Source organism: Pseudonocardia sp., from assembly GCF_029263155.1.
Taxonomy (GTDB): domain Bacteria; phylum Actinomycetota; class Actinomycetes; order Mycobacteriales; family Pseudonocardiaceae; genus Pseudonocardia.
Map to the genome: position 1 here is coordinate 58,826 of NZ_JAJCYB010000076.1, position 21,541 is coordinate 80,366.

The 21,541-nt window shown below is 73.9% G+C and carries 21 protein-coding genes; 17 read left to right on the plus strand and 4 right to left on the minus strand.

The annotated features are described in order from the left end of the window. Window positions 1–81 precede the first annotated feature (81 nt). Both Q1K26_RS16330 and Q1K26_RS16335 read left to right on the plus strand, forming a co-directional pair. On the plus strand, window positions 82–933 hold the full coding sequence (locus Q1K26_RS16330; protein WP_300013075.1) for a lysophospholipid acyltransferase family protein: 852 nt from the start codon (window positions 82–84) through the stop codon (window positions 931–933). A 157-nt stretch (window positions 934–1,090) separates the two neighbouring features. Continuing rightward, window positions 1,091–1,948, plus strand: a complete 858-nt coding sequence (locus Q1K26_RS16335; protein WP_300013078.1) for a type IV toxin-antitoxin system AbiEi family antitoxin domain-containing protein — start codon at window positions 1,091–1,093, stop codon at window positions 1,946–1,948. Window positions 1,949–2,030: 82 nt separating this feature from the next. Here Q1K26_RS16335 and Q1K26_RS16340 read toward each other — a convergent pair whose 3' ends face one another. After that, a complete protein-coding gene (locus Q1K26_RS16340; protein ID WP_300013081.1) occupies window positions 2,031–2,966 on the minus strand; it encodes an acyl-CoA desaturase in 936 nt (311 codons plus the stop codon). A gap of 80 nt (window positions 2,967–3,046) precedes the next feature. Beyond that, a complete protein-coding gene (locus tag Q1K26_RS16345; protein ID WP_300013084.1) occupies window positions 3,047–4,408 on the minus strand; it encodes a mycothione reductase in 1,362 nt (453 codons plus the stop codon). 183 nt (window positions 4,409–4,591) lie between these two features. Here Q1K26_RS16345 and Q1K26_RS16350 point away from each other — a divergent pair, with 183 nt between their 5' ends. From Q1K26_RS16350 to Q1K26_RS16360, 3 genes are all read left to right on the plus strand, one after another. Beyond that, window positions 4,592–5,056, plus strand: a complete 465-nt coding sequence (locus tag Q1K26_RS16350; protein WP_300013087.1) for a GNAT family N-acetyltransferase — start codon at window positions 4,592–4,594, stop codon at window positions 5,054–5,056. A 170-nt stretch (window positions 5,057–5,226) separates the two neighbouring features. Further along, window positions 5,227–5,691 (plus strand): lipopolysaccharide assembly protein LapA domain-containing protein, encoded by a 465-nt coding sequence (locus Q1K26_RS16355; protein ID WP_300013090.1) that lies wholly within the window; start codon window positions 5,227–5,229, stop codon window positions 5,689–5,691. Between the two features lies 1 nt (window position 5,692). Further along, on the plus strand, window positions 5,693–6,793 hold the full coding sequence (locus tag Q1K26_RS16360) for a cysteine--tRNA ligase (RefSeq protein WP_300013093.1): 1,101 nt from the start codon (window positions 5,693–5,695) through the stop codon (window positions 6,791–6,793). 77 nt (window positions 6,794–6,870) lie between these two features. On the opposite strand, the gene panB is transcribed toward Q1K26_RS16360, so the two are convergent. Further along, window positions 6,871–7,731 carry a 3-methyl-2-oxobutanoate hydroxymethyltransferase gene (gene panB, locus Q1K26_RS16365; RefSeq protein WP_300013096.1) on the minus strand — a complete coding sequence of 287 codons (861 nt, stop codon included), beginning with the start codon at window positions 7,729–7,731 and terminating at the stop codon, window positions 6,871–6,873. Window positions 7,732–7,910: 179 nt separating this feature from the next. On the opposite strand from panB, the gene Q1K26_RS16370 reads away from it, so the two are divergent. The 9 genes from Q1K26_RS16370 to Q1K26_RS16410 all read left to right on the plus strand — a co-directional run bounded on the left by Q1K26_RS16370 (window position 7,911) and on the right by Q1K26_RS16410 (window position 17,692). Next, entirely contained in the window at window positions 7,911–9,470 is a 1,560-nt protein-coding gene (locus Q1K26_RS16370) for an alpha/beta hydrolase (protein ID WP_300013099.1), read from the plus strand. Window positions 9,471–9,537: 67 nt separating this feature from the next. After that, window positions 9,538–10,881, plus strand: a complete 1,344-nt coding sequence (locus Q1K26_RS16375; protein WP_300013102.1) for a glutamine synthetase family protein — start codon at window positions 9,538–9,540, stop codon at window positions 10,879–10,881. Between the two features lie 46 nt (window positions 10,882–10,927). Next, window positions 10,928–11,767 (plus strand): GNAT family N-acetyltransferase, encoded by an 840-nt coding sequence (locus Q1K26_RS16380; RefSeq protein WP_300013105.1) that lies wholly within the window; start codon window positions 10,928–10,930, stop codon window positions 11,765–11,767. 33 nt (window positions 11,768–11,800) lie between these two features. Continuing rightward, entirely contained in the window at window positions 11,801–13,651 is a 1,851-nt protein-coding gene (gene dnaG, locus Q1K26_RS16385; protein ID WP_300013108.1) for a DNA primase, read from the plus strand. Then, window positions 13,651–14,208: a hypothetical protein gene (locus Q1K26_RS16390; RefSeq protein ID WP_300013111.1), complete on the plus strand. Its 558-nt coding sequence runs from the start codon at window positions 13,651–13,653 to the stop codon at window positions 14,206–14,208. The genes dnaG and Q1K26_RS16390 overlap by 1 nt, the downstream gene beginning before the upstream one ends. Next, window positions 14,205–14,966, plus strand: coding sequence for a trans-aconitate 2-methyltransferase (locus Q1K26_RS16395; RefSeq protein WP_300013114.1), 762 nt, complete (start codon window positions 14,205–14,207; stop codon window positions 14,964–14,966). Before Q1K26_RS16390 ends, Q1K26_RS16395 begins: the two co-directional genes overlap by 4 nt. Before the next feature lie 120 nt (window positions 14,967–15,086). Continuing rightward, window positions 15,087–15,557, plus strand: a complete 471-nt coding sequence (locus tag Q1K26_RS16400) for an RtcB family protein (RefSeq protein WP_300013117.1) — start codon at window positions 15,087–15,089, stop codon at window positions 15,555–15,557. An 87-nt stretch (window positions 15,558–15,644) separates the two neighbouring features. Next, window positions 15,645–15,941: a hypothetical protein gene (locus Q1K26_RS16405; protein WP_300013120.1), complete on the plus strand. Its 297-nt coding sequence runs from the start codon at window positions 15,645–15,647 to the stop codon at window positions 15,939–15,941. Between the two features lie 92 nt (window positions 15,942–16,033). Beyond that, window positions 16,034–17,692, plus strand: a complete 1,659-nt coding sequence (locus tag Q1K26_RS16410; RefSeq protein WP_300013122.1) for an FAD-dependent oxidoreductase — start codon at window positions 16,034–16,036, stop codon at window positions 17,690–17,692. A gap of 3 nt (window positions 17,693–17,695) precedes the next feature. Here Q1K26_RS16410 and Q1K26_RS16415 read toward each other — a convergent pair whose 3' ends face one another. After that, on the minus strand, window positions 17,696–18,499 hold the full coding sequence (locus tag Q1K26_RS16415; protein WP_300013125.1) for a hypothetical protein: 804 nt from the start codon (window positions 18,497–18,499) through the stop codon (window positions 17,696–17,698). An 87-nt stretch (window positions 18,500–18,586) separates the two neighbouring features. Here Q1K26_RS16415 and Q1K26_RS16420 point away from each other — a divergent pair, with 87 nt between their 5' ends. The 3 genes from Q1K26_RS16420 to Q1K26_RS16430 are packed head-to-tail and all read left to right on the plus strand — an operon-like array spanning window position 18,587 to window position 21,538. Further along, complete coding sequence (locus Q1K26_RS16420) at window positions 18,587–20,350, plus strand: carbon starvation protein A (RefSeq protein WP_300013128.1); 1,764 nt, start codon at window positions 18,587–18,589, stop codon at window positions 20,348–20,350. Further along, window positions 20,340–20,621 (plus strand): cory-CC-star protein, encoded by a 282-nt coding sequence (locus Q1K26_RS16425; protein ID WP_300013130.1) that lies wholly within the window; start codon window positions 20,340–20,342, stop codon window positions 20,619–20,621. The genes Q1K26_RS16420 and Q1K26_RS16425 overlap by 11 nt, the downstream gene beginning before the upstream one ends. Then, window positions 20,618–21,538: a TRC40/GET3/ArsA family transport-energizing ATPase gene (locus Q1K26_RS16430; RefSeq protein WP_300013133.1), complete on the plus strand. Its 921-nt coding sequence runs from the start codon at window positions 20,618–20,620 to the stop codon at window positions 21,536–21,538. The genes Q1K26_RS16425 and Q1K26_RS16430 overlap by 4 nt, the downstream gene beginning before the upstream one ends. Window positions 21,539–21,541: the final 3 nt, after the last annotated feature.

Below are 21,541 nucleotides of genomic sequence, written 5' to 3' on the forward strand. Positions count from 1 at the left end.
GGCTTCCGCAGGTCCACCGTGGCCGCCGGTGCGGACCGCACGGGAGGATCGCGGCACGCCAGTCCCCGGAAGGAATCACCGATGACCCCGCCACGGCCGCTCACCGCGGCGCAGAAGCTCGCGCTCACCTTCTCCCGCCGCTACCGCACGTCCGGGTTCTGGTACGGGTTCGCGATCTGGCTGCTCTGGCCGTTCACGATGTTCGGCACCCGAGTGGGCTGGAGCGGCGGCGAGCACATCCCGCGCACCGGTGGCGCCCTGCTGGCGATCAACCACGTCTCGTTCTCCGACCCGATCTTCGACGTGGCGTTCACGATCTCGCACGGGCGCATGCCGCGGTTCCTGGCCAAGTCGGAGCTGTGGGAGGTCCCGGTCGTCCGGTCCGTGCTGGGCAAGGGCGGGCACATCCCGGTCTACCGCTCGTCCGCGCGGGCCGGTGACGCCTACCGCGACGCCATCGCCGCCGTGCAGCGCGGTGAGATCGTCGCGTTCTACCCGGAGGCGACCTACACCGCCGACCCCGACGGCTGGCCGATGAAGGCCAAGAACGGCATCGCCCGGATCGCGCTGGTCAGCGGCATGCCGGTGATCCCGGTCGCCAACTGGGGCACCCAGGACGTGCTCCCGCCCGGCAGCAACCGCCCCCGGCTGTTCTTCCCGCGCCGGCGGGTCACGGTCGTCGCGGGCCCGCCCGTGGACCTCTCGGCCTGGCTGGGCGGGCCCCGCACCCGCACCGCGCTCGACGGCGCCACCGCGGCGATCATGGCCGACGTCACCGCGCTTTTGGCGGGGATCCGCGGGGAGACGCCTCCCGCGGTGCCCCACGACCCGGCGGCGCCACCAGCCCCGGCGATCCCGCCGTCCCCGGCAACCCCGCTGGCCCCGGCGGCCCCGGCCCTGCCGGACTCGCCGGCGGAGCGCCCGGCCAGCTGAGGTCGTGATCGCCACCAGCGGTGCGACCGCGACAGAGTTGTCGTCCCTGCACCGCTGCCGCCGATCACGGCGAAGCGCCCGGCGGGAGACGGCGATCATGAAGGCGGGTTGTGCCGTTCGGCCACGGTGATCATGGTCCGCGCCGCATCCTGCGCCGGTGACGATCGACGTCGTGCTGGCCCGCCAGGCGGGCGTCATCTCGGCCGCGCAGGCGGTGGCGGCGGGGATGAGCATGCGCACCGTGCAGCGGCGGGTGCGCGCGGGACGATGGGTCGCGCTGCATCCCGGTGTGTACCTGGTCGGCGGGCACCGGCTCACCGACGAGGCCCGGATCCGGGCGGCCTGGCTGTGGGCGGGGGAGTCCTCGCTGGTCACCGGCCCGGCCGCCGCCTACTGGCACCGGATGCTCGATCGGGCCCCGGACGACGTGGAGATCACCGTGCCCCGGCGGACCCACCTGCGGCCGCAGCCGGGCATCATGCTGAGGCGGCGGGACATGTGGCCCGTCGACCGGGTCGTCGCCCGGCACGTCGGGGTGTCGGCCGAGCCCCTCACCGCGTTGGAGACGGCCGTGGCGCTGCCCGACGGCTCGGTCTTCCTCGACCGCGCACTGCAGAAGCACGTCAGGTTCCCCACGCTGTACCGGGCGTACTGCCGCAACATGGGCCGCCACGGGGCGTCGGCGGCCGGGCGGTTGATCAGCGCGGCGGCCGACCGCGCCGACTCCGTGGCCGAGCGGCTGCTCGTGACGCTGTTGCGGCAGGCCGGCATCGCGGGGTGGGTGCTCGGGTACCCGTTCGGGCGCTACCGGATCGACCTGGCGTTCCCTGCGCAGAAGGTGGCGATCGAGGTGGACGGCTGGGCGTGGCACGTCGACGCCGAGCGGTTCCGGGCCGACCGGCGCAAGGGCAACGCGATCACCCGCGGGGCGTGGGACCTGCTGCGCTTCACCTGGCACGACCTCGACAGCCGGCCGGCGGAGACCGTCGCGGAGATCACCGGGACCCTGGCATGACCTGCCCATGATCGGGACCTGCGGTGCAGGGACGACATGGTTGTCGTGATCGCACCGCAGGTGACGATCATGCGGTCGCCTGTCAGCGGGCCAGCTTCTGCAGGCGCTTCGCGGTGGGCCAGCGCACCGAGTGGGCCCAGCCCAGCTTCTCGAACGCCCGGATGACCCGCGCGGAGATGTCGACCTGCCCGCGCCCGACGCCGTGGCGGGCGCAGGTGGGGTCGGCGTGGTGCAGGTTGTGCCACGACTCGCCGAAGCTCAGCACGGCCAGCGGCCACACGTTGCGGGAGTGGTCGCGGGAGGCGAAGGGCTGCTCGCCGATCATGTGGCAGATCGAGTTGATCGACCACGTGACGTGGTGCAGCAGCGCCACGCGCACCAGCCCGCCCCAGAAGAACGCCGTGAGCGCGCCCGCCCAGGACGTCGTCACGAGCCCGCCGATGACGCCGGGCAGCACGAGGGACAGCGTGGCCCACAGCACGAACAGCCGGTCGACTCGCACGATGTCGCGGTCGGCGAGCAGGTCGGGGGCGAAGCGCGCCTCGTTGGTCTGGTCGCGCCCGAACAGCCAGCCCATGTGGGAGTGGTAGAAGCCCCGGGCCAGCGCGCGCGGGCCGGTGCCGAACAGCCACGGGGAGTGCGGGTCGCCCTCCTTGTCGGAGAACGCGTGGTGGCGGCGGTGGTCGGCCACCCAGTCGATGACCGGGCCCTGCAGCGCGAGGCTGCCCGAGATCGCCAGCGCGACGCGCAGCGCGCGGTTGGCCTTGAACGAGCCGTGGGTGAAGTAGCGGTGGAATCCGACGGTGATGCCGAGGCCGCTGACCACGTAGAACGGCAGCGCGATCGCGATGTCGACCCAGCTCAGCCCCCAGCCCCAGGCGATCGGCACGGCGGCCAGCAGGGCGACCAGGGGAACGATCACGAAGACGTAGACGGCGACGGTGGACGCGACACCGCGCTGCCCGTCGAGCAGCGGCTTCGGGCCGGTGGGCCGGGTGGGGCTCTCGGCTACGGACATGGGCGGCACCTCGGGGCGTCGGCAGGAGGAAAGGGTGGCCTTACTGGTTCCCCAGTATCCAGCATTCGGCGCCCGAACCCCTACAGATCGAGGCCGAGCAGTGCGTTCTCCACCACTTCGGGCAGGGCGGGATGGATCCAGTACTGGCCGGTGGCCATCTCGCGGGCGCCGAGCCCGAACGACATGGCCTGGATCAGCGGTTGGATCACCGTGCTCGCCTGCGGGCCCATGACGTGCGCACCGAGCAGCTTTCCGGCGCCGCGCTCGGCGAGGACCTTGCAGAACCCGGTGGTGTCCTCCATCGCCCAGCCGTAGGCGACGTCGCCGTAGGCCTGGACCTTCACCGTGTAGTCGAGCCCGTCGTCGCGGCACTGTGCCTCGGTGCGCCCGACCCCCGCGATCTGCGGGTCGGTGAACACCGCCCACGGCACGAACCGGTGGTCGGTGGCGCGCAGGTCCTCGGGGTGCAGCAGGTTGTGCTGCACGATCCGCATCTCCTGGTTGGCCACGTGCTTGAGCTGGTAGGGCGAGCTGACGTCGCCCAGCGCCCACACCCCGTCGGCGGGGGTGCGCTGGAACTCGTCGACGACGATGCGGCCGTCGTCGTGGGTCGGGATGCCGGCCTTCTCCAGGTCCAGCCGGTCGCCGTTGGGCTCGCGGCCGGTGGCGACGAGGACCAGGTCGCCGCGCACCCTCGCCCCGTCCTCCATCGTGAACTCGACGCCGCCGTCGACGGTGCGGGCGGCGGCGATCGGCTGCCCCAGCCGGACGTCCCAGCGGTCTCGCACGGCCGCGGTGAACCGCTGCGACACCGTCTCGTCCTGCGAGCGCAGCAGCGCCTGCCCGCGCCCGATGACCGTGACCCGCGACCCGAGCGCCGAGAACACGTGCGCGAACTCCGCCCCGATGTACCCGGCGCCGACGACGAGCAGGTGCTCGGGCAGCTCGTCGATCCGCATGATCGTGTCGCTGGTGTGGAACGGGACACCGGAGTCGGTGATCACCGCGGGGATCATGGGCCGCCCGCCTGCGGCGACGACGACGCGATCGGCGGTGAACGGTTCCCCGCCGTCGACGCTCAGCTCGCGCGGCCCGGTGAACCGCGCGTGCCCCTCGTAGACGGTGACGTGCGGCGAGCGGTCGACGCGGTACTCGCGCCCCCCGGCGGAGATCGGGTCGATGCGGCCGAAGACGCGGTCGCGGATGTCGGTCCAGCGCACCTTGTCGATGCGGGCGTCGACCCCGTAGCGCTCCGCGTGCCGCACGTGCTGGGCGATGTCGGCGGGGTAGACGTACATCTTGGTGGGGATGCAGCCGACGTTGAGGCAGGTGCCGCCGAAGACGCCGTGCTCGATCAGCGCGACGTCGAGATCGGCGAACCTGTCGTCGATGATCGAGTTGCCGGAGCCGGTGCCGATGACGGCGAGATCGTGGTGGCGCACCGGTCGAGGTTAGCCGGGCGTCACGTCGGCGGCCCGGGCCGTCGGTGGACCGTCACAAGTTCCCCGGGCCCGGACCGGCCGTGCCGCGCACCTGCCCGACCCGGAACGCCCCGTCCTGTTCGACGCGGCGCTCGAACGGCTGCTCGACCGCGTCCGGTCCCGCCGGTCTGGTAGGCAGGCGCCATGACGACCGAGACGATCGCGGCCAGGGTGCACCGTGCCTGGGCGGCCGACCTCGACCCCCGCACGCTCTACGAGCTGCTGCGGCTGCGCGTCGAGGTGTTCGTCGTCGAGCAGGGGTGTGCCTACGCCGAGCTCGACGGCCGCGACCTGGAGGATCGCGCCCGGCACTACTGGCTCGGCGGGGACGGGCGGCCCGAGCCGGTGCTGGGCACGCTGCGGCTGCTGAAGGAACCGAACGGCGAGCACCGGATCGGGCGCATCTGCACGGCGGCCTCGGTGCGCGGCCGGGGACTGGGGCGGCGGCTGATCGAGGCGGTGCTGGCCGAGATCGGCGACCGTCCCAGCGTCCTGGACGCCCAGGAACACCTGGTCGAGCTCTACCGGGCCCACGGCTTCGAGGCGGTGGGCGAGCCGTACGACTGGGACGGGGTGGCCCACGTCCCGATGCGCCGACCCGCCCGCTGAGCCGCGACCGGGCCACCGTGGACACGGCGACGTCGCGCGGCCCGTGCGGAGGCCGGATCCGGCGGTAGCGCGAGCCGTGCGCGGCTCCCGGTCGGCGTTGCGGGATACTCCCCGTCGGCAGGCGAGGACAGGCACGACCGGGACAGGTACGACAGGACGGTGGCGTCAGCATGAGTGAGGATCCGACGCGGGCGAACCGCTCGAGCGATCTGCCCGCGCACGGCAGCGTCGGGCCGGTCGATCCCCATGCGGACCCGGCCACCGATCCGGGCATGCGCCCGGTGCGCCCGCCGCAGGACCACGACGGGCCGACCCAGCCGGTGTCGTCCGACCCGGACACCGCCCCGGTGCCGACCACCCCCGCGCCGCGCGACCCGCTGGTCGGTCACACGCGCAGCGGCGGCCTGTGGACCGGGCTGATCCTCTCGGCGATCGTCGGGATCTTCCTGCTGGTGTTCATCCTGCAGAACAACGTGCCCGTCGCCATCAACTTCCTGTGGCTCAGGGGCTCGCTGCCGACCGGGGTGGCGCTGCTGCTCGCGGCCATCGCGGGCCTGCTGCTCGTGGCGATCCCCGGCGGGCTACGGATCTTCCAGCTGCGTCGCGCGGCCAGGCGCGCCGTCCGGGGCCGCTGAGGTGCTGCGGATCGGGGGCAGCCCGCTGCCCGTCGTCGGCCGGGCCCGCATGTACGTCTGCGGCATCACGCCCTACGAGACCACCCATCTCGGGCATGCGGCCACGTTCGTCTGGGCCGACGTCGCGGCCCGGGTGCTGCGGCACCTGGGCGTCGAGGTCGAGGTGTGCCGCAACGTCACCGACGTCGACGACGTGCTGGACGCCGCCGCGGCCCGTGCCGGCTCGCGGCCGGACAGTTTCGCCGCCGTCCAGCAGTTCCGCTTCGACCGCGACATGTCCGCGCTCGGCGTGCGCAGGCCCACCCACGAGCCGCGGGCGCACACGCACGTCGGCCAGGTCGTCACGCTCGCCGCGGCACTGCTGGAGGGCGGCGCGGCCTACCTGCGCGACGGCACGGTCTGGTTCCGCGGCTCCGGGGTGCCCGCCCGTGCGGGTCTCGACACCGCGGCGGCCGCCGCGCTCGCGGCCGAGTTCGGACAGGTCGCCGACCCCGCCGCCGAGCACCCCGCCGACGTGCCCGTGTGGCGCCCGGCGGTCGCGGGCGAGGCGGCGTGGCCCAGCCCGTGGGGCGACGGGCGGCCCGGCTGGCACGCCGAGTGCGCCGCGATGGCGCTGACGACGCTGGGGCCCGCGCTGGACCTGCACGTCGGTGGTGCCGACCTGCGCTTCCCGCACCACGCCTACGAGTCGGCGATGGCCGAGGCCGTCACCGCGGTGACACCGTTCGCGCGGTCCTGGATGCACGTGGGCACGGTGCGGGTCGGAGGCGTCAAGATGGCGAAGTCGACGGGCAACCTCGTGCTCGTCTCCGACGTGCTCGAGGTCTGCCCGGCCCCGGCCCTGCGGCTGCTGCTGCTCGACCGGCCGTGGGCGCAGCCGTGGGACTACGACGCCGCGTCCCCCGCGGCCGCCACCGCCCGGCTGGAGCGGCTCTACGCGGCCGCCGCCCGCGGCGTCGGCGAGGACGCGCCGTCGGCGGCCACCGACGCGGTCACCGCCGCGCTGCTGGCCGACCTGGACGTGCCCGCCGCCCTGGACGTGGCCGAGGAGGCGGGCGGGCCGGCGGCCCGCCTGCTCCTCTCGGTCCTGAATCTGACCTGACCTGACCTGAGCCGCGCACCCTCGGGCCACCCGCGCACGGCCCGACATGCGCGGATGACCACGAGGTGCGCGGGTCGTCAGCTGTAGGAGTGCTCCGCGTCGGGGTACTCGCCGCCGCGGACGTCGCCCGCGAAGCGCTGCGCCGCGTCGAGCAGGACCGCGCCCATGTCGGCGTACTGGCGGACGAACCGGGGCTTGCGACCGCGGTTCATCCCGGCCATGTCCGACCACACCAGCACCTGGGCATCGCAGTCGGGGCCGGCGCCGATCCCGATCGTCGGGACGACGAGCTCGGCGGTGACGCGCTTGGCGACGTCGGCGGGCACCATCTCCAGCACCACCGCGAACGCCCCGGCGGCCTGCATGGCCAGCGCGTCCTCGATCAGCGACTCGGCGGAGTCGCCGCGGCCCTGGATGCGGAACCCGCCCAGCGCGTGCTCGCTCTGCGGGGTGAAACCGAGGTGGGCCATGACCGGGATGCCGGCGCCGGCGAGCGCGTCGACCTGCGGGGCGTAGCGGGCCCCGCCCTCCAGCTTGACGGCGTGCGCCCCGGCCTCCTTCATGAACCGGAACGCGGTCGTGAGCGCCTGCTCCGCGCTCACCTGGTAGCTGCCGAACGGGAGGTCGGCCACGACCAGCGCGCTCTGCGCCCCCCGCACGACGGCCTTCACCAGCGGGATCAGCTCGTCGACGGTGACCGGGATGGTGTTGTCGTACCCGAGGACGTTGTTGCCTGCCGAGTCACCGACCAGCAGCACCGGGATCCCGGCCTCGTCGAAGATCTCCGCGGAGTACACGTCGTAGGCGGTGAGCATCGGCCACCGCTCGCCGCGCTCCTTCATCTCGCGCAGGTGGTGGATCCGCGTGCGCGTGGGCCTCGCGGTCGTGCGGTAGGGCGCGTGCACCTCGGGTGCGCCGGCGATCGATGCGTCAGACATCGTTGTCCGTCCTCCCTCGAGGCCCGCGTCGCGGGTCCCCGGGTCATCGGGTGTGACACCACAAAGCGTGACACCGCCCGGGCGGCGTGGCAGCCACGAGCGACGAGGTTCACACGCGCGGGTAGCGCCGCCCGGGTTGGCGCGGGGGCGGTGGCATCCGGCTGGCATGCTGGTCGGCGATGGACGCCCGCCGCGTTGCCCCGCTCGCGCTCGCCGCGGTGCTGCTGACCACGGCCTGTATCACCACCACCGGAGGTCGCGGGTCGGCGGCGGGCGGGGCGGTGCCGCCGCCCGGGCTGGAGTCGTTCTACGACCAGCAGCCGGCCTGGGGGCCGTGTGCCCCGTTCGCCGTCGGCGACGGCGATGGCGAGGCGTTCGCCGATCCGGCGCTGGACTGTGCGACGGTCACGGTGCCGCTGGACTACTCCGACCCGGAGGGCGAGACCGCGCGGATCGGCATGCTGCGCAAGCGCGCCACCGGCGACCCGATCGGCTCGCTGCTGGTCAACCCGGGCGGCCCGGGGGCCTCGGGCATGAGCTTCGGACCCGCGCTGGCGCAGGCGATGGCGGGCACCCCGCTCGCCGAGCGGTTCGACCTGATCGCCTTCGACCCGCGCGGTGTCGGTGCCAGCGAGCCCACGATCGACTGCGAGACCGACGACGAGCGGGACGAGGAGCGCGCCGACCTCGACGTCGACGGGTCACCCGCGGGCGTCGCCGTGGCCGAGGCCGACTCGCGGGAGTTCGTCGATCGCTGCGTCGAGCGGGTCGGTGTGGACGTGCTGGCCAACGTCGGCACCCGCGACGTCGTGCGCGACATCGACATCATGCGCGCGGCGCTGGGCGACGAGCAGCTGACGTTCCTGGGCTACTCCTACGGGACGTTCATCGGCGCGAAGTACGCAGAGGCGTTCCCGGGCCGGGTGCGTGCCCTCGTCCTGGACGGCGCGGTCGACCCGTCGCAGAGCGCGGTGGAGGGGGCGGTCGCGCAGAGCGCGGGCTTCCAGCTCGCCTTCGACGCGTTCGCGGCGGACTGCGCCGCCCAGCCGTCCTGCCCGCTGGGCCGCGATCCGGCCCGGGCGTCGCAGCGGTTCCAGGAGCTGGTCCGCCCGCTGTACGACGCGCCGGCCCCGGTCGGCGACGGCCGCACCCTGGGCTACTCCGACGCGGTCACCGGCACGGTCCAGGCGCTCTACAGCGAGCAGCTGTGGGAGGTGCTGCAGCTGGGGCTGATCGAGCTGACGATCGGTCGGGGCCGGATCCTCATGCTGCTCGCCGACCAGTACGAGAGCCGCGCCGAGGACGGCAGCTACGACAACTCGCTGGAGGCGTTCCCGGTCATCCGGTGCGTGGACGAGGAGCGGGTCACCGACCCGGCCGTCTACCTGGAGATCGACACCCGCACCCGGGAGGTGGGCCCGTTCCGCGACGACGGCCGTGGCCCGAGCGCGGCCCGCCCGCCGTGCGCGTTCTGGCCGGTGCCGCCGACGACCGAGCCCGCGCTGCCGCAGGTCGACGGGCTGGCTCCGGTGCTGGTGGTGTCGGTGACCGGTGACCCGGCCACCCCGTACGAGGCCGGGGTGCGGCTCGCGGAGCTGCTCGGGGGCCGGCTGCTGTCGGTGCAGGGCAGCCTGCACACCGTCGCGCTGACCTCGGGCGTGCCGTGCGTCGACGAGGCCGTCACGCGCTACCTGGTGGACCTGCAGCTGCCCGCGGCCGGGGCCGACTGCACGATCTGAGGGTGATCCTCCCCTCGTGACCAGCGATGAAACACGCCCGTAACGCGACGTTCCTAGGCTCCGGCCCATGGACCGCCAGCAGGAGTTCGTGCTCCGCACCCTCGAGGAACGCGACATCCGCTTCGTGCGGCTCTGGTTCACCGACGTGCTCGGCTATCTCAAGTCGGTGGCCGTCGCGCCCGCCGAGCTGGAGGGCGCCTTCGCGGAGGGCATCGGGTTCGACGGCTCGGCGATCGAGGGCTTCGCCCGCGTCTACGAGTCCGACATGGTCGCCCGCCCGGATCCCTCGACGTTCCAGGTGCTGCCGTGGGAGACCACGTCCGGCGACCACTACTCGGCGCGGATGTTCTGCGACATCGCGATGCCCGACGGCTCGCCGTCCTGGGCCGATCCGCGCCACGTGCTGCGTCGCGCGCTGAGCAAGGCCGCCGAGGCCGGGTTCACCTGCTACGTCCACCCCGAGATCGAGTTCTACCTGCTGCGCGACCTGCCGGCCGACGGCAACCCGCCGGTGCCCGCCGACAACGGCGGCTACTTCGACCAGGCCAGCCACGACATCGCCCCGCACTTCCGGCGCAACGCGATCGAGACCCTGGAGTCGATGGGGATCTCGGTGGAGTTCAGCCACCACGAGGGCGGCCCGGGCCAGCAGGAGATCGACCTGCGCTACGCCGACGCGCTCACCATGGCCGACAACATCATGACCTTCCGGTACGTCGTGAAGGAGGTCGCGATCATGCAGGGGGTGCGGGCGTCGTTCATGCCCAAGCCGTTCTCCGACCACCCCGGGTCGGCGATGCACACCCACTTCTCGCTGTTCGAGGGCGACCGCAACGCCTTCCACGACCCGTCCGACCCCTACGAGCTGTCCGAGACGGGCAAGGCGTTCGTGGCGGGCGTGCTGCGGCACGCGCGGGAGATCAGCGCCGTCACCAACCAGTGGGTGAACTCCTACAAGCGCCTCATCACCGGCGGGGAGGCGCCCACCGCGGTGTCGTGGGGGCACGCCAACCGCTCGGCGCTCGCGCGGGTGCCGATGTACTCGCCGGGCAAGTCGTCCACGCGGCGGGTGGAGATCCGCACGCTCGACACCGCCTGCAACCCCTACCTCGCGTACGCGGTGATCCTCGGCGCCGGGCTGCAGGGCGTCGCCAAGGGCTACGAGCTGGGCGCGGCCACGGAGGACGACGTGTGGTCGCTCACCGAGACCGAGCGCCGCGCGATGGGCTACGAGGCGCTGCCGCAGAACCTCACCGAGGCGCTGCACGCGATGGAGGGCTCCGAGCTGGTCGCCGAGGTCCTCGGGGAGCACGTGTTCGACTTCTTCCTGCGCAACAAGCGGGCGGAGTGGGACGGCTACCGCCGCCAGGTCACCCCCTACGAGCTCTCGACCTACCTGCCGGTCCTGTAGCGAATCCCGCTCGCGCCGGGCGACTCCGGGCGCTCACCATGTCGCCATGCGTGTCACCGTCCACCGTCGCGTCGCCGCGTTCGACGCCGCGGCGGCGCCGCTCTACGACGCCGATCCGGTGCGGCACACCCTCGCCGAGACCGTGCTCGACCGGCTGCGGACCACCGGGGCCCCGCAGCTGCTGCTGACGGTGGCGCGGGGCGGGGCGACGGTCGGTGCGGTGGTGCGGGAGGCCGGCCGCAACGCCGCGGTGTCGGCCCTGCCGCCCGCGTACGCGGTGGCCGCCGACGAGGCCGCCGCCGCGGCCGACCCGGACCTGCCCGGGGCGGTCGGTCCGGTCGCGGAGGTGGAGGCGTACGCCCGCGCCGTCGTGGCGCGCACCGGGGCGCGGGTCGAGGTGGTGATGCGGACGCGGCTGTTCCGGCTGGTCGCCCTCACCGAGCCCGGGTGCGTCCCGGGCGGCGCCCGCGTGGCCGGTCCGGACGACGTCGACCTCATCGTCCGATGGCAGGCGGCGTTCGCGGCCGAGGCCGTGTCGGCGCTGGACCCGCCTGCCGACCCGCGCCCCGGCCTGGTCGAGTCGATGGGTCGCGGTGCCGGGCATCTGCTGTGGGAGGTCGAGGGCGAGCCGGTCGCCTACGCGACCGCCCGGCGACCGGTCGCGGGCATGTCGCGGGTCGGCCCGGTCTACACCCCGCCCGCGTCCCGGGGCCGCGGGTACGGGTCCGCCGTCACCGCCGCGGCCACGGCGTGGGCCGGCCGGGCGGGGGCCCGCGAGGTCGTCCTGTTCACCGACCTCGCGAACCCGGTGAGCAACGCGATCTACCCGCGGCTGGGATTCCGGCCCGTGGACGACGGGCTGGAGCTGCGATTCACGACCCCGTGAGGCCACCGCCGCGTACGGCCTAGACTCGGTCCCGTGGCAGGACGGATCCGGGACTCCGACATCACCGAGGTCCGCGACCGCACCCGCATCGACGAGGTCATCGGCGAGTACGTGGCGCTGCGCCGGGCCGGGGCGGGCTCGCTGAAGGGACTCTGCCCGTTCCACGACGAGAAGTCGCCCAGCTTCAACGTCCGCCCCACGCACGGCACGTTCCACTGCTTCGGCTGTGGCGAGGGCGGCAGCGTCTTCGACTTCGTGATGAAGATCGAGGTCGTCGGTTTCGCCGAGGCCGTGGAGCGCCTCGCCGACCGCATCGGCTTCCGTCTGACCTACACCGGCGGCGGCGCGTCGGTGCAGCGCGACAAGGGCACCCGCTCGCGGCTGCTGGAGGCCAACCGGCGCGCCGCGGAGTTCTACACCGCGCAGCTGCAGACCCCCGAGGCCGCCAGGGGTGTGGAGTTCCTCGCCTCCCGCGGGTTCGACGCCGCGGCGACGGCCACCTTCGGCTGCGGCTGGGCCCCCGCCGGCTGGGACACCCTCACCAAGCACCTGCTCGCCGCCGGGTTCTCCGTCGACGAACTGATCAAGGCCGGGCTGTCCAAGGAGGGCAGGCGCGGGCCGATCGACCGCTTCCACCGGCGCCTGCTGTGGCCGATCCGGGACCTGGGCGGCGAGGTCGTCGGCTTCGGGGCGCGGCGGATCTTCGACGACGACGGCATCGACGCGAAGTACCTCAACACCGCCGACTCGCCGGTCTACCGCAAGTCCAGCGTGCTGTTCGGCCTCGACCTGGCCAAGCGCGAGATCGCCAAGCGCCGTCAGGTGGTGGTCGTCGAGGGCTACACCGACGTCATGGCCATGCACCTCGCGGGCGTGCCGACCGCGGTCGCGTCCTGCGGAACGGCGTTCGGCACCGAGCACATCGCGGTGATCCGCCGTCTGATCGGCGACGACTCGTTCGATCTCGGCGAGGTGATCTACACCTTCGACGGCGACGCGGCCGGGCAGGCCGCCGCGCTCAAGGCGTTCGAGGGGGAGCAGAGCTACACCGCGCAGACGTTCGTCTCGATCGCGCCGTCGGGGCTGGACCCGTGCGAGCTGCGCCAGACCGGGGGCGACGCCGCGGTGCGCGACCTGGTGGCGCGGCGCGAGCCGCTCTACGAGTTCGTCATCCGTTCGATGCTGCGCGAGCACGACCTGGAGACGCCCGAGGGCCAGACGGCCGCGCTGCGGCGCACCGTCCCGCTGGTGGCGCGGATCAAGCGCGAGGAGCTGCGCGACGCGTACGCCGCGAAGCTCGCCGGCTGGGTGGGCTGGGACGACATGGCCATGGTCGTGCGGCGGGTCCGCGAGGAGGCCGGGGCCCCGGCGGAGAAGGTCCGCGGCCGCCGCGCGGCCCCGGCACCGCCCGCGCGCGACGACCCCCGGTTGCACCGCCAGCGCGAGGCGCTGAAGGCCGCCCTGCAGCTGCCGGCGATCGCCGGTCCCGCCTACGACGAGCTGCCCGAGCAGGTGTTCTCGCATCCCGCGCTGGCCGGGGTGCACCGCGCGGTGCAGGCCGCGGGCGGGGTGTGCGCCGGGCTGGAGGGCCCGACCTGGCTGGAGGCGGTCTCGGCGCAGTGCACGCCGGAGGTCCGGCCGCTGGTGCACGAGCTCGCGGTGGAGCCGCTGGACCTGCCGCGGCGCAACCCCGACGAGGGTCGCTACATCGGCAGCGTGATCGCCGGGGTCCGGCTGGCGCTGGTGGAGGCGCAGGTGGCCGAGCTCAAGGGCCGGCTGCAGCGCACCAACCCGGTCGAGGATCTCGACGCCTACATGCAGATCTTCGGCGACCTCGTGCCGCTGGAGCAGTACGGCAAGGCCCTGCGCGAGAGGACCTACTGATGCGGGCACCGCGGCTGAGCCCGCTCCAGGCGATCCGGAAGGTCCTGGGGCGCGACGAGTTGCCCGCGGGGTTCACCGGGCGGCTGGAGCCCGACGAGCGGGTGCTCGCCACGGCCGCGCTGACCGACGGTGGGCACGTCGTCGTCACGTCGTGGGGCCTGTGGATCCCCGACGTCGACGGCACGCGCCGCGTCGGCTGGCACCTCGTCAGCAAGGCGGCCTGGAGCTCCGGGCCCGGTTCGGGGGGCGCGATCGAGCTGATCGAGGCCCGCGAGGAGGCGGCCGGAGGCGCGGTGCTGCTCGCCGACCTGCCGCCGCGGCGGCTGCGCCTCGCCGCTGCGGGCCGGGTGCCCGAGACGGTGCACGAGCGCGTCACGTCCTCGATCCGCAGCCGCCACCACCGCGACCTGCCCGGCGGCGGCGCCTGGTTCGTGCAGCGCAAGGTCGCCGGCCGCGACGGCTTCGTCCTGCAGGTCCGCCCCGACCCCGGCACCGACCCGGCGGCGGTCCGCGCACTCGCCGCCGACGCCGCCCGCACCCTCGGGCTCTCCGGATGAGCGCCACCACCTGGGACCCGGCGCTCTACCTCGACTTCGACGACCACCGCTCCCGCCCCTTCCACGACCTGCTCGCGCGCGTCGGGGCGGCCCGGTCCCGGCGTGTCGTCGACATGGGGTGCGGTCCCGGGCACCTGACCGCGGTGCTCGCGGCCCGCTGGCCCGGCGCCGCGGTCACCGCCTTCGACTCCTCCGCCGAGATGGTGGCGGCCGCGCGCGAGCGGGGCGTCGAGGCGGAGCAGGTCGACGTGCGCGACTGGACGCCTGCCCCCGACACCGACGTCGTGATCACCAACGCGGTGCTGCAGTGGGTGCCCGAGCACCCGGTGCTGCTCCCGCGCTGGCTCGCCGCCCTGCCGGCCGGGGCGTGGTTCGCGATGCAGGTGCCCGGGAACCTCGACGCCCCGTCGCACGCGCTGGTCCGCGAGCTGCTCGACGAGCCGCACTGGCGGGGCAGCACCGACCTGCGCGACGGCACCGCCGTCCTCGACCCCGCCGGCTACGCCGACCTGCTCGCCCCCGCCTGCGCCGTCGACGCCTGGGAGACCACCTACCTGCAGCGGCTCACCGGCGACGACCCGGTGCTGAACTGGATCAGCGCCACCGCGCTGCGCCCCGTGCGAGCCGCCCTGCCCGAGGCCGACTACCGCGCCTTCCGCGCCGAGCTGGCGCCCCGGTTGCGCGCCGCCTACCCGGCGCGCGCCGACGGCAGCACGTGGTTCCCGTTCCGCCGGGTCTTCGCGGTCGCCCGCGTGTGATCAACACGGACGAGATCCACCTCAGGGGGCTCGGCGGTCCGTGGAACCCCGCTGGTGTGGATCTGGTGCGTGGCCGGTAAACCGGGCGCCGCCCCGGCGGGCGGCTGTCATGATCAGTTCATGCAGCAGATCGCCAAGGGCCTGCTGAACTGGGCGTCGATCCTCGAGGAGAAGACGCGCGCGCAGGCCCTGCAGACCGCAGGTATGCCGTTCGTCCGCCCGCACGTCGCGCTGATGCCCGACGCGCACCTGGGCATGGGCTCCACGGTGGGCAGCGTGATCCCCACGGTGCGCGCCGTGATGCCCGCCACCGTCGGAGCCGACATCGGGTGCGGCATGGCCGCCGTCCGCACGCAGCTGACCAGGGCGGACGTGGACGCCCGCCCGCTCGGTGCGCTGCGCGAGGCGATCGAGGCGGCGGTCCCGCCCGAGGCGATGGTGGGGATCGAGTGGCGGGCGGAGAACGCCGAGGCGTTCCTGGACGAGATCCCACGGGCCTACAAGGACATCGACCAGGTGATGGAGGACGCGAAGGACCTGGTGCGGATCGACCACACCCTCCGCCAGGTCCTCAACGTCAAGGGCGACTGATCGATTGGCGGCCGCGAACACCGCGGCCGTCGAGCAGTTGTCCCGAGCCGCCCCGAACTGTCGGCGCCACCGGATACCGTCTCGTCCATGACCAGACCCGACATCGCCCGGCTGGAACGCCGGCTCGACGCGCAGGGCCGCCGCATCGACGCTCACGACGAGAACTTCCGTGCGTTCTCCGACACCATCGTGCACATCAGCCAGACCGTCGATGCGCACACGGCGACCCTGGATGCGCATACGGCGACGCTGAACGAGCACACGGCGACGCTGAACGAGCACACCAGGCAGCTCACGACCCTGCAGGAGACGCAGGCCGAACACAGCGAGCAGTTCGTGGCCGTGCGGGAGACCCTGGCGGAGATCCTGCGCCGGCTCCCGTAGCCGCCTGCGGCCTCGCCGCACGGTCCCGACCCGCGCTAGTTTCGACGGCAGCCGTGCAGCACCGCACGCACCGCCCGCCGCTGGGAGCCCCGTTGCCCAAGCCCGTCCTGATGACCGTCGACGACGACCCCGGCGTCAGCCGCTCGGTCGCCCGTGACCTGCGCCGCCGCTACGGCCAGGACTACCGGATCGTGCGCGCCGAGTCCGGTGCCGACGCCCTCGACGCCCTGCGCGAGCTGACCCTGCGCGGCGAGCCGGTGGCCGCGATCCTCGCCGACTACCGGATGCCGCAGATGAACGGCATCGAGTTCCTGGAACAGGCCATGGACGTCGCGCCGCACGCCCGCCGCGCCCTGCTCACCGCCTACGCCGACACCGACGCCGCGATCCAGGCGATCAACGTCGTCGACGTCGACCACTACCTGCTCAAGCCGTGGGACCCGCCCGAGGAGAAGCTCTATCCGGTCGTCGACGCGCTGGTGGAGACCTGGCGTGCGGTGGGGCAGCGGCCGGTCGACGAGATCCGGGTGGTGGGGCACCGGTGGTCGGCCGAGTCGTTCGCGGCGCGCGACTTCCTGGCCCGCAACTCGGTGCCCTACCGCTGGTACAGCTGCGACGACGCCGAGGGCGCCCGGTTGCTCGACGCGGCGGGCGCCGGCACCGACGACCTGCCGGTCATCGTCACCACCGACGGCACGGCGCTGCGGGCCCCGAGCGACGCGGAGATCGCGAGCGCCTGCGGGCTCACCGTGGACCCGGCGGGGGAGTTCTACGACCTGATCGTCATCGGCGGCGGCCCGGCCGGGCTGGGCAGCGCGGTGTACGGGGCGAGCGAAGGTCTCGACACGGTGCTGGTCGAGCGGCAGGCGACCGGCGGGCAGGCCGGGCAGAGCTCGCGGATCGAGAACTACCTCGGCTTCCCCGACGGGGTGTCCGGTGCGCAGCTCACCGACCGGGCGCGCCGGCAGGCCGCGAAGTTCGGCGCCGAGGTGCTCACCGCGCGCGACGTCGTGGCACTGGAGGCGCGGGGCTCGGCCCGGGTCGTGAAGTTCGGGGACGGCACCGAGATCGCCGCGCACTCCGTCGTGCTCGCCACCGGCGTGTCCTACCGGAGCCTCGACGCGCCGGGAGTCGCCGAGCTCGCCGGCCGCGGGGTCTTCTACGGCTCGGCGGCCACCGAGGCACCCGCCTGTGCGGGGGAGGACGTCTTCGTCGTCGGCGGGGCGAACTCGGCCGGGCAGGCGGCGGTGTTCTTCGCCCGGCACGCGGCCACGGTCACCGTGCTGGTGCGCGGCCCGGACCTGGCGGCGTCGATGTCGCACTACCTGATCAAGCAGCTCGACGCGATCGACAACGTGCGCGTGCGCACCGGCACCGAGGTGGTCGAGGCGTGCGGTGACGGGCACCTGCAGCGGCTGGTGCTCGCGGACCGGAGCACGGGGGAGAGGGAGACCCTCGACGCCGGGTCGATGTTCGTGTTCATCGGCGCCGCGCCGCGCACCGAGTGGCTCGACGGGGTGGTGGAGCGCGACGCGCGCGGGTTCGTCCGCACCGGGCCCGATCTCGTCGTGAACGGGAGCCCGCCCCCGGGGTGGAACCTGGACCGGGCGCCCTACCACCTGGAGTCGAGCGTGCCCGGCGTGTTCGTGGCGGGCGACGTGCGGGCTGAATCGGTGAAGCGGGTCGCCAGCGCCGTCGGCGAGGGCGCGATGGCGGTGACGCTGGTGCACCGCTACCTGTCCGAGCAGTAGCCCTCAGGCCAGGCGCTCGGCCGCCTCGATCCCGCGCGTGCAGCCCCGCTCCAGCGCCCGGGCCCGGCGCAGCCGCTCCAGCAGCCGCAGCGGTGTGGCGGCCAGCCCGGGCCTCCCGTCCCGCGCGGTCACGTCCAGCCGGTCGCCGCGCAGCGTTCCCCGGACGCTCCAGCTCTCCCAGCGCTCCCGGTCCGGGGAGTGGTCGTGGCCGTGCGCGAGGGTCGGCGCTCCGTCGCCGCGCAGCGGGCCCGGCCCCAGATCCACGGTGGGGCCCGACCAGTCCGGTGCCGAGGCCACGTCGAGGCGCAGCCCCGCGCCGTCGTCGCGGACGAGCAGCGCGTCCCGGTCGGCGTCTCGCCGCGGAGGCAGCTCCACCGTGCGGTCCACCCGGTCGAGCCGCACGAGCACCCGGGGCAGGTACCACCAGTTCTCCCGCCGCAGCAGCGGGGTGTCGGCGATCGCCCGGGCCGGGGGGAACTTGCGCAGCTCCTGTTCGAGCAGGTCGTCGGCGAAGCGCTCGCCGGTCAGGTCCGCGGCCACCGTGACGCGCCCGATCGCGGCGCGGCCGGCCGCGCCCCCGGGCAGCGAGCGCGAGTCCGTGACGGTGAACGCGACCGCGACCGCCTCGGCGATGGGTGTGGCGAGCGCGGCGCGGTCGTAGGTCAGCGCCACGCAGGGCACCGCCGCGCCGGTGGCCGTGCGCTCCACGAGGGGCAGCACGGTGGCCGCCGACGGGGTCCCGTCGGCGCCGAGCCAGGCCAGCTCGCCGCTGCGGGCCTGCCGCCACAGCCGCGCGAAGTCGGTCACCTCGTGGATCCTGCCATCGGCCCGGACCGGTGCTAGCGTCCCTCCATCCGGTGACGTCGGGGTCGCCGCGCGTGTCGAGGAGGTCCGATGCCCGCCATCGTCGTGGCGCTCACCGTGTTGGCGATGTTCGCCCTCGGCTACCGCTACTACTCCAGCTATCTCACCCGCAAGGTGTTCGCCCTCGACGCGGCGTTCGTCACCCCCGCGCACACCATGGGCGACGGCATCGACTTCGTGCCGACCAACAAGCACGTGCTGTTCGGGCACCACTTCACCTCGGTGGCCGGCGCCGCGCCGATCGTCGGGCCGTCGATCGCGGTGTTCTGGGGCTGGGGCCCGGCGCTGGCGTGGGTGGTGCTGGGCACGATCTTCGCGGCCGGGGTGCACGACTTCGGCTCCATCGTGGTGTCGGTCCGCCACCGGGCGAAGAGCATCGGTACGCTGGCCAGCGACGTGATCAACAAGCGGGCCCGGGCGCTCTTCCTGCTGATCATCTTCTTCCTGCTCACGCTGGTGAACGCCGTGTTCGCCGTGGTCATCGGCAACCTGTTCGTGGCCAACCCGGGCGCGGTGCTGCCGATCCTGCTGGAGATCCCGCTGGCGATCGGCATCGGCCAGTACATCTACCGCACCCGCACGCCCGCCCTGATCCCGTCGATCGTCGGCGTCGTCGTGCTCTACCTGACGATCCCGCTCGGCCAGCTGGTGCCGATCTCGGTCGCCCCGATCGCCGAACTGCTGGGCGTGGAGCCCGAGCGCAACGTGTGGGTGGTGCTGCTGTTCGCCTACACGTTCATCGCCGCGCGGCTGCCGGTGTGGATGCTGCTCCAGCCGCGCGACTACATCAACTCCCACCAGCTGTTCATCGCGCTCGGGGTGATCCTGCTCGGGATCGGCGTCGGCATGAACACGATCGTCGCGCCGGTGCTCAACGACACCCCCGAGGGTTCGCCGAGCTGGTTCCCGTTCCTGTTCATCACGATCGCCTGCGGGGCGATCTCGGGGTTCCACAGCCTGGTCTCGTCGGGCACCACGTCCAAGCAGATCGACAAGGACACCGACGCGCGCTACGTCGGGTACATGGGCTCGCTCGGCGAGGGCTCGCTCGCCATGGGCGCGATCCTCGCCTGCACCGCGGGCGTGGCGGCCACCCAGGTCGAGTGGAACGCCCTCTACGCCGACTTCTCCACCGCCTCGGGCGGGGCCACCGGCAACTTCGTGGCCGGGATCGCGTCCTTCGCGGGCAACCTGGGCGTGCCGATCGCGCTGGGCACGATCTTCGCCGCCGTCGTCGTGATCAGCTTCGCGGCCACGACGATGGACACCGGTGTCCGCCTGCAGCGCTACATCGTGCAGGAGATCGCCGAGGTCGCCGGGGCGCGCAGGCTCTCCCGCAACGCCACCGCCGCCACGACGGTCGCGGTGGTCGTGCCGATGGCGATGGCGCTGCTGCCCGGCGGCGGCGACGCGGGCTACACCTTCGGCGTCCTGTGGCAGCTGTTCGGCACCACCAACCAGCTCACCGCGGGCCTGGCGCTGGCCGTCATCGCGGTCTGGGTGACTCGCAACGGCCGCAACGCCGTCGCCGTCCTCGTCCCGCTGGTGTTCCTGCTGGTGATGACGTCCTGGGCGCTGATCCTGAACCTGGTGCGGTTCGTCGGGGAGGGCGAGTGGGTGCTGGTGCCGCTCGACGCGATCATCTTCGTGCTCGCCGTGTGGCTGATGGTGGAGGCGGCGACGGCCCTGCGCAGCGCCCGCCGCGCCGCGGCGACCGGGTCTCCCGACCCCTCGGTGGCGCAGGCAGGACCGGGCGACGGGCGTGGCGCAGGTCCCGACGAGCGTGAGCGCTGAGGGCGGCCCGGGCCGCCTGCGGGCGGCCTGGCGGGCGGTCGAACGCGTCCACGACGAGGTCTTTGTCGAGCCGCTGCGGCGGGCGGGGGCCCGGGAGGTGCGCCGCCAGGACGACGTCCTGCGCGCGCTCGTGCTGCTGGAGTCGCTGGGCGTGGACAACCCGGTCGCCTACGAGACGCTCGACCTGGTGCCCTACCTCGTGGCCGACCTGCACGCCTGGCACCAGCGGATGGGGCGGGCCGAGTTCGGCGACGCGGGCGTCTGCTGTTGAGCGAGCTGCGCTTCCTGGGTGGCAAGGGCGGGGTGGGCAAGACCACCCTCGCCGCCGCGATCGGGCTGCGCGAGGCCCGGCGGGGCCTGCGGACGCTGGTGGTGTCCACCGATCCGGCCCACTCGCTGGGGGACGTGCTGGGCACCGGCCTGGGGGAGGAACCCCGGGAGGTCGTGCCCGGGCTGTGGGCCGCGGAGATCAGCGGCCGGGGCCAGGCCCGCCGGCGCGTCGAGCAGATCGTCGCGGACGCGGCGGACGCGGTGCCCCGCGAGGTCCTGCCCGCGGTCCGCGCGCACCTCGAGCGGGCCGTCGACAGCCCGGGGACGGTCGAGGCCGCGCTGCTCGACCGGCTGACCGAGCTGGTCGAGCGCGTCCCCGCCGACTTCGACCGGCTGGTCGTCGACAGCGCCCCGACCGGGCACATGCTGCGGCTGCTCACCCTGCCCGAGCTGGTCACACCGTGGATCGAGGGCCTGGCCGGGCAGCGCAGGCGCTCCCGGGACACCGACCGCATGTTCGCGGGCATGCTCGGCCGGGGCGAGGAGACGCCCGACCCGCTGCTCGCGCGGCTGCACGCGCGCCGCGACCGGATGGCCGCGTTGCACCGGCGGTTGCGGACCGACGCCGAGGTCAACCTGGTGGTGGTGCCCGAGCGGGTGGTCTGGGCCGAGACGGTCCGCGCCCTCGACGTCCTCGGCGGGGCCGGGATCGCGGCCGGTGCGGCGGTGGTCAACCGGGTGGTGCCCGCCGGCGAGACCGGGCTGCTCGGTGCGCGCCGGGTCGCCCAGACCGAGGTGCTGGACGCGGTCCGGGCCCGCTTCGGCGCGACGGTCGAGGTCCCGCTGCTGCCCGAGGGACCCACCGGCCCTGACGCGCTGGGCACCGTGATCGACATACTGGTCGACGCGGGATGGTGAGCC

What these genes read in the sequence shown, in the direction of transcription:
- Q1K26_RS16330 (WP_300013075.1), top strand. Translation starts at nt 82, where the DNA reads ATGACCCCGCCACGGCCGCTCACCGCGGCGCAGAAGCTCGCGCTCACC.
- Q1K26_RS16340 (WP_300013081.1), bottom strand. Translation starts at nt 2,966, where the DNA reads ATGTCCGTAGCCGAGAGCCCCACCCGGCCCACCGGCCCGAAGCCGCTG.
- Q1K26_RS16350 (WP_300013087.1), top strand. Translation starts at nt 4,592, where the DNA reads ATGACGACCGAGACGATCGCGGCCAGGGTGCACCGTGCCTGGGCGGCC.
- Q1K26_RS16355 (WP_300013090.1), top strand. Translation starts at nt 5,227, where the DNA reads ATGAGTGAGGATCCGACGCGGGCGAACCGCTCGAGCGATCTGCCCGCG.
- panB (WP_300013096.1), bottom strand. Translation starts at nt 7,731, where the DNA reads ATGTCTGACGCATCGATCGCCGGCGCACCCGAGGTGCACGCGCCCTAC.
- Q1K26_RS16370 (WP_300013099.1), top strand. Translation starts at nt 7,911, where the DNA reads ATGGACGCCCGCCGCGTTGCCCCGCTCGCGCTCGCCGCGGTGCTGCTG.
- Q1K26_RS16375 (WP_300013102.1), top strand. Translation starts at nt 9,538, where the DNA reads ATGGACCGCCAGCAGGAGTTCGTGCTCCGCACCCTCGAGGAACGCGAC.
- Q1K26_RS16380 (WP_300013105.1), top strand. Translation starts at nt 10,928, where the DNA reads ATGCGTGTCACCGTCCACCGTCGCGTCGCCGCGTTCGACGCCGCGGCG.
- Q1K26_RS16390 (WP_300013111.1), top strand. Translation starts at nt 13,651, where the DNA reads ATGCGGGCACCGCGGCTGAGCCCGCTCCAGGCGATCCGGAAGGTCCTG.
- Q1K26_RS16395 (WP_300013114.1), top strand. Translation starts at nt 14,205, where the DNA reads ATGAGCGCCACCACCTGGGACCCGGCGCTCTACCTCGACTTCGACGAC.
- Q1K26_RS16400 (WP_300013117.1), top strand. Translation starts at nt 15,087, where the DNA reads ATGCAGCAGATCGCCAAGGGCCTGCTGAACTGGGCGTCGATCCTCGAG.
- Q1K26_RS16405 (WP_300013120.1), top strand. Translation starts at nt 15,645, where the DNA reads ATGACCAGACCCGACATCGCCCGGCTGGAACGCCGGCTCGACGCGCAG.
- Q1K26_RS16420 (WP_300013128.1), top strand. Translation starts at nt 18,587, where the DNA reads ATGCCCGCCATCGTCGTGGCGCTCACCGTGTTGGCGATGTTCGCCCTC.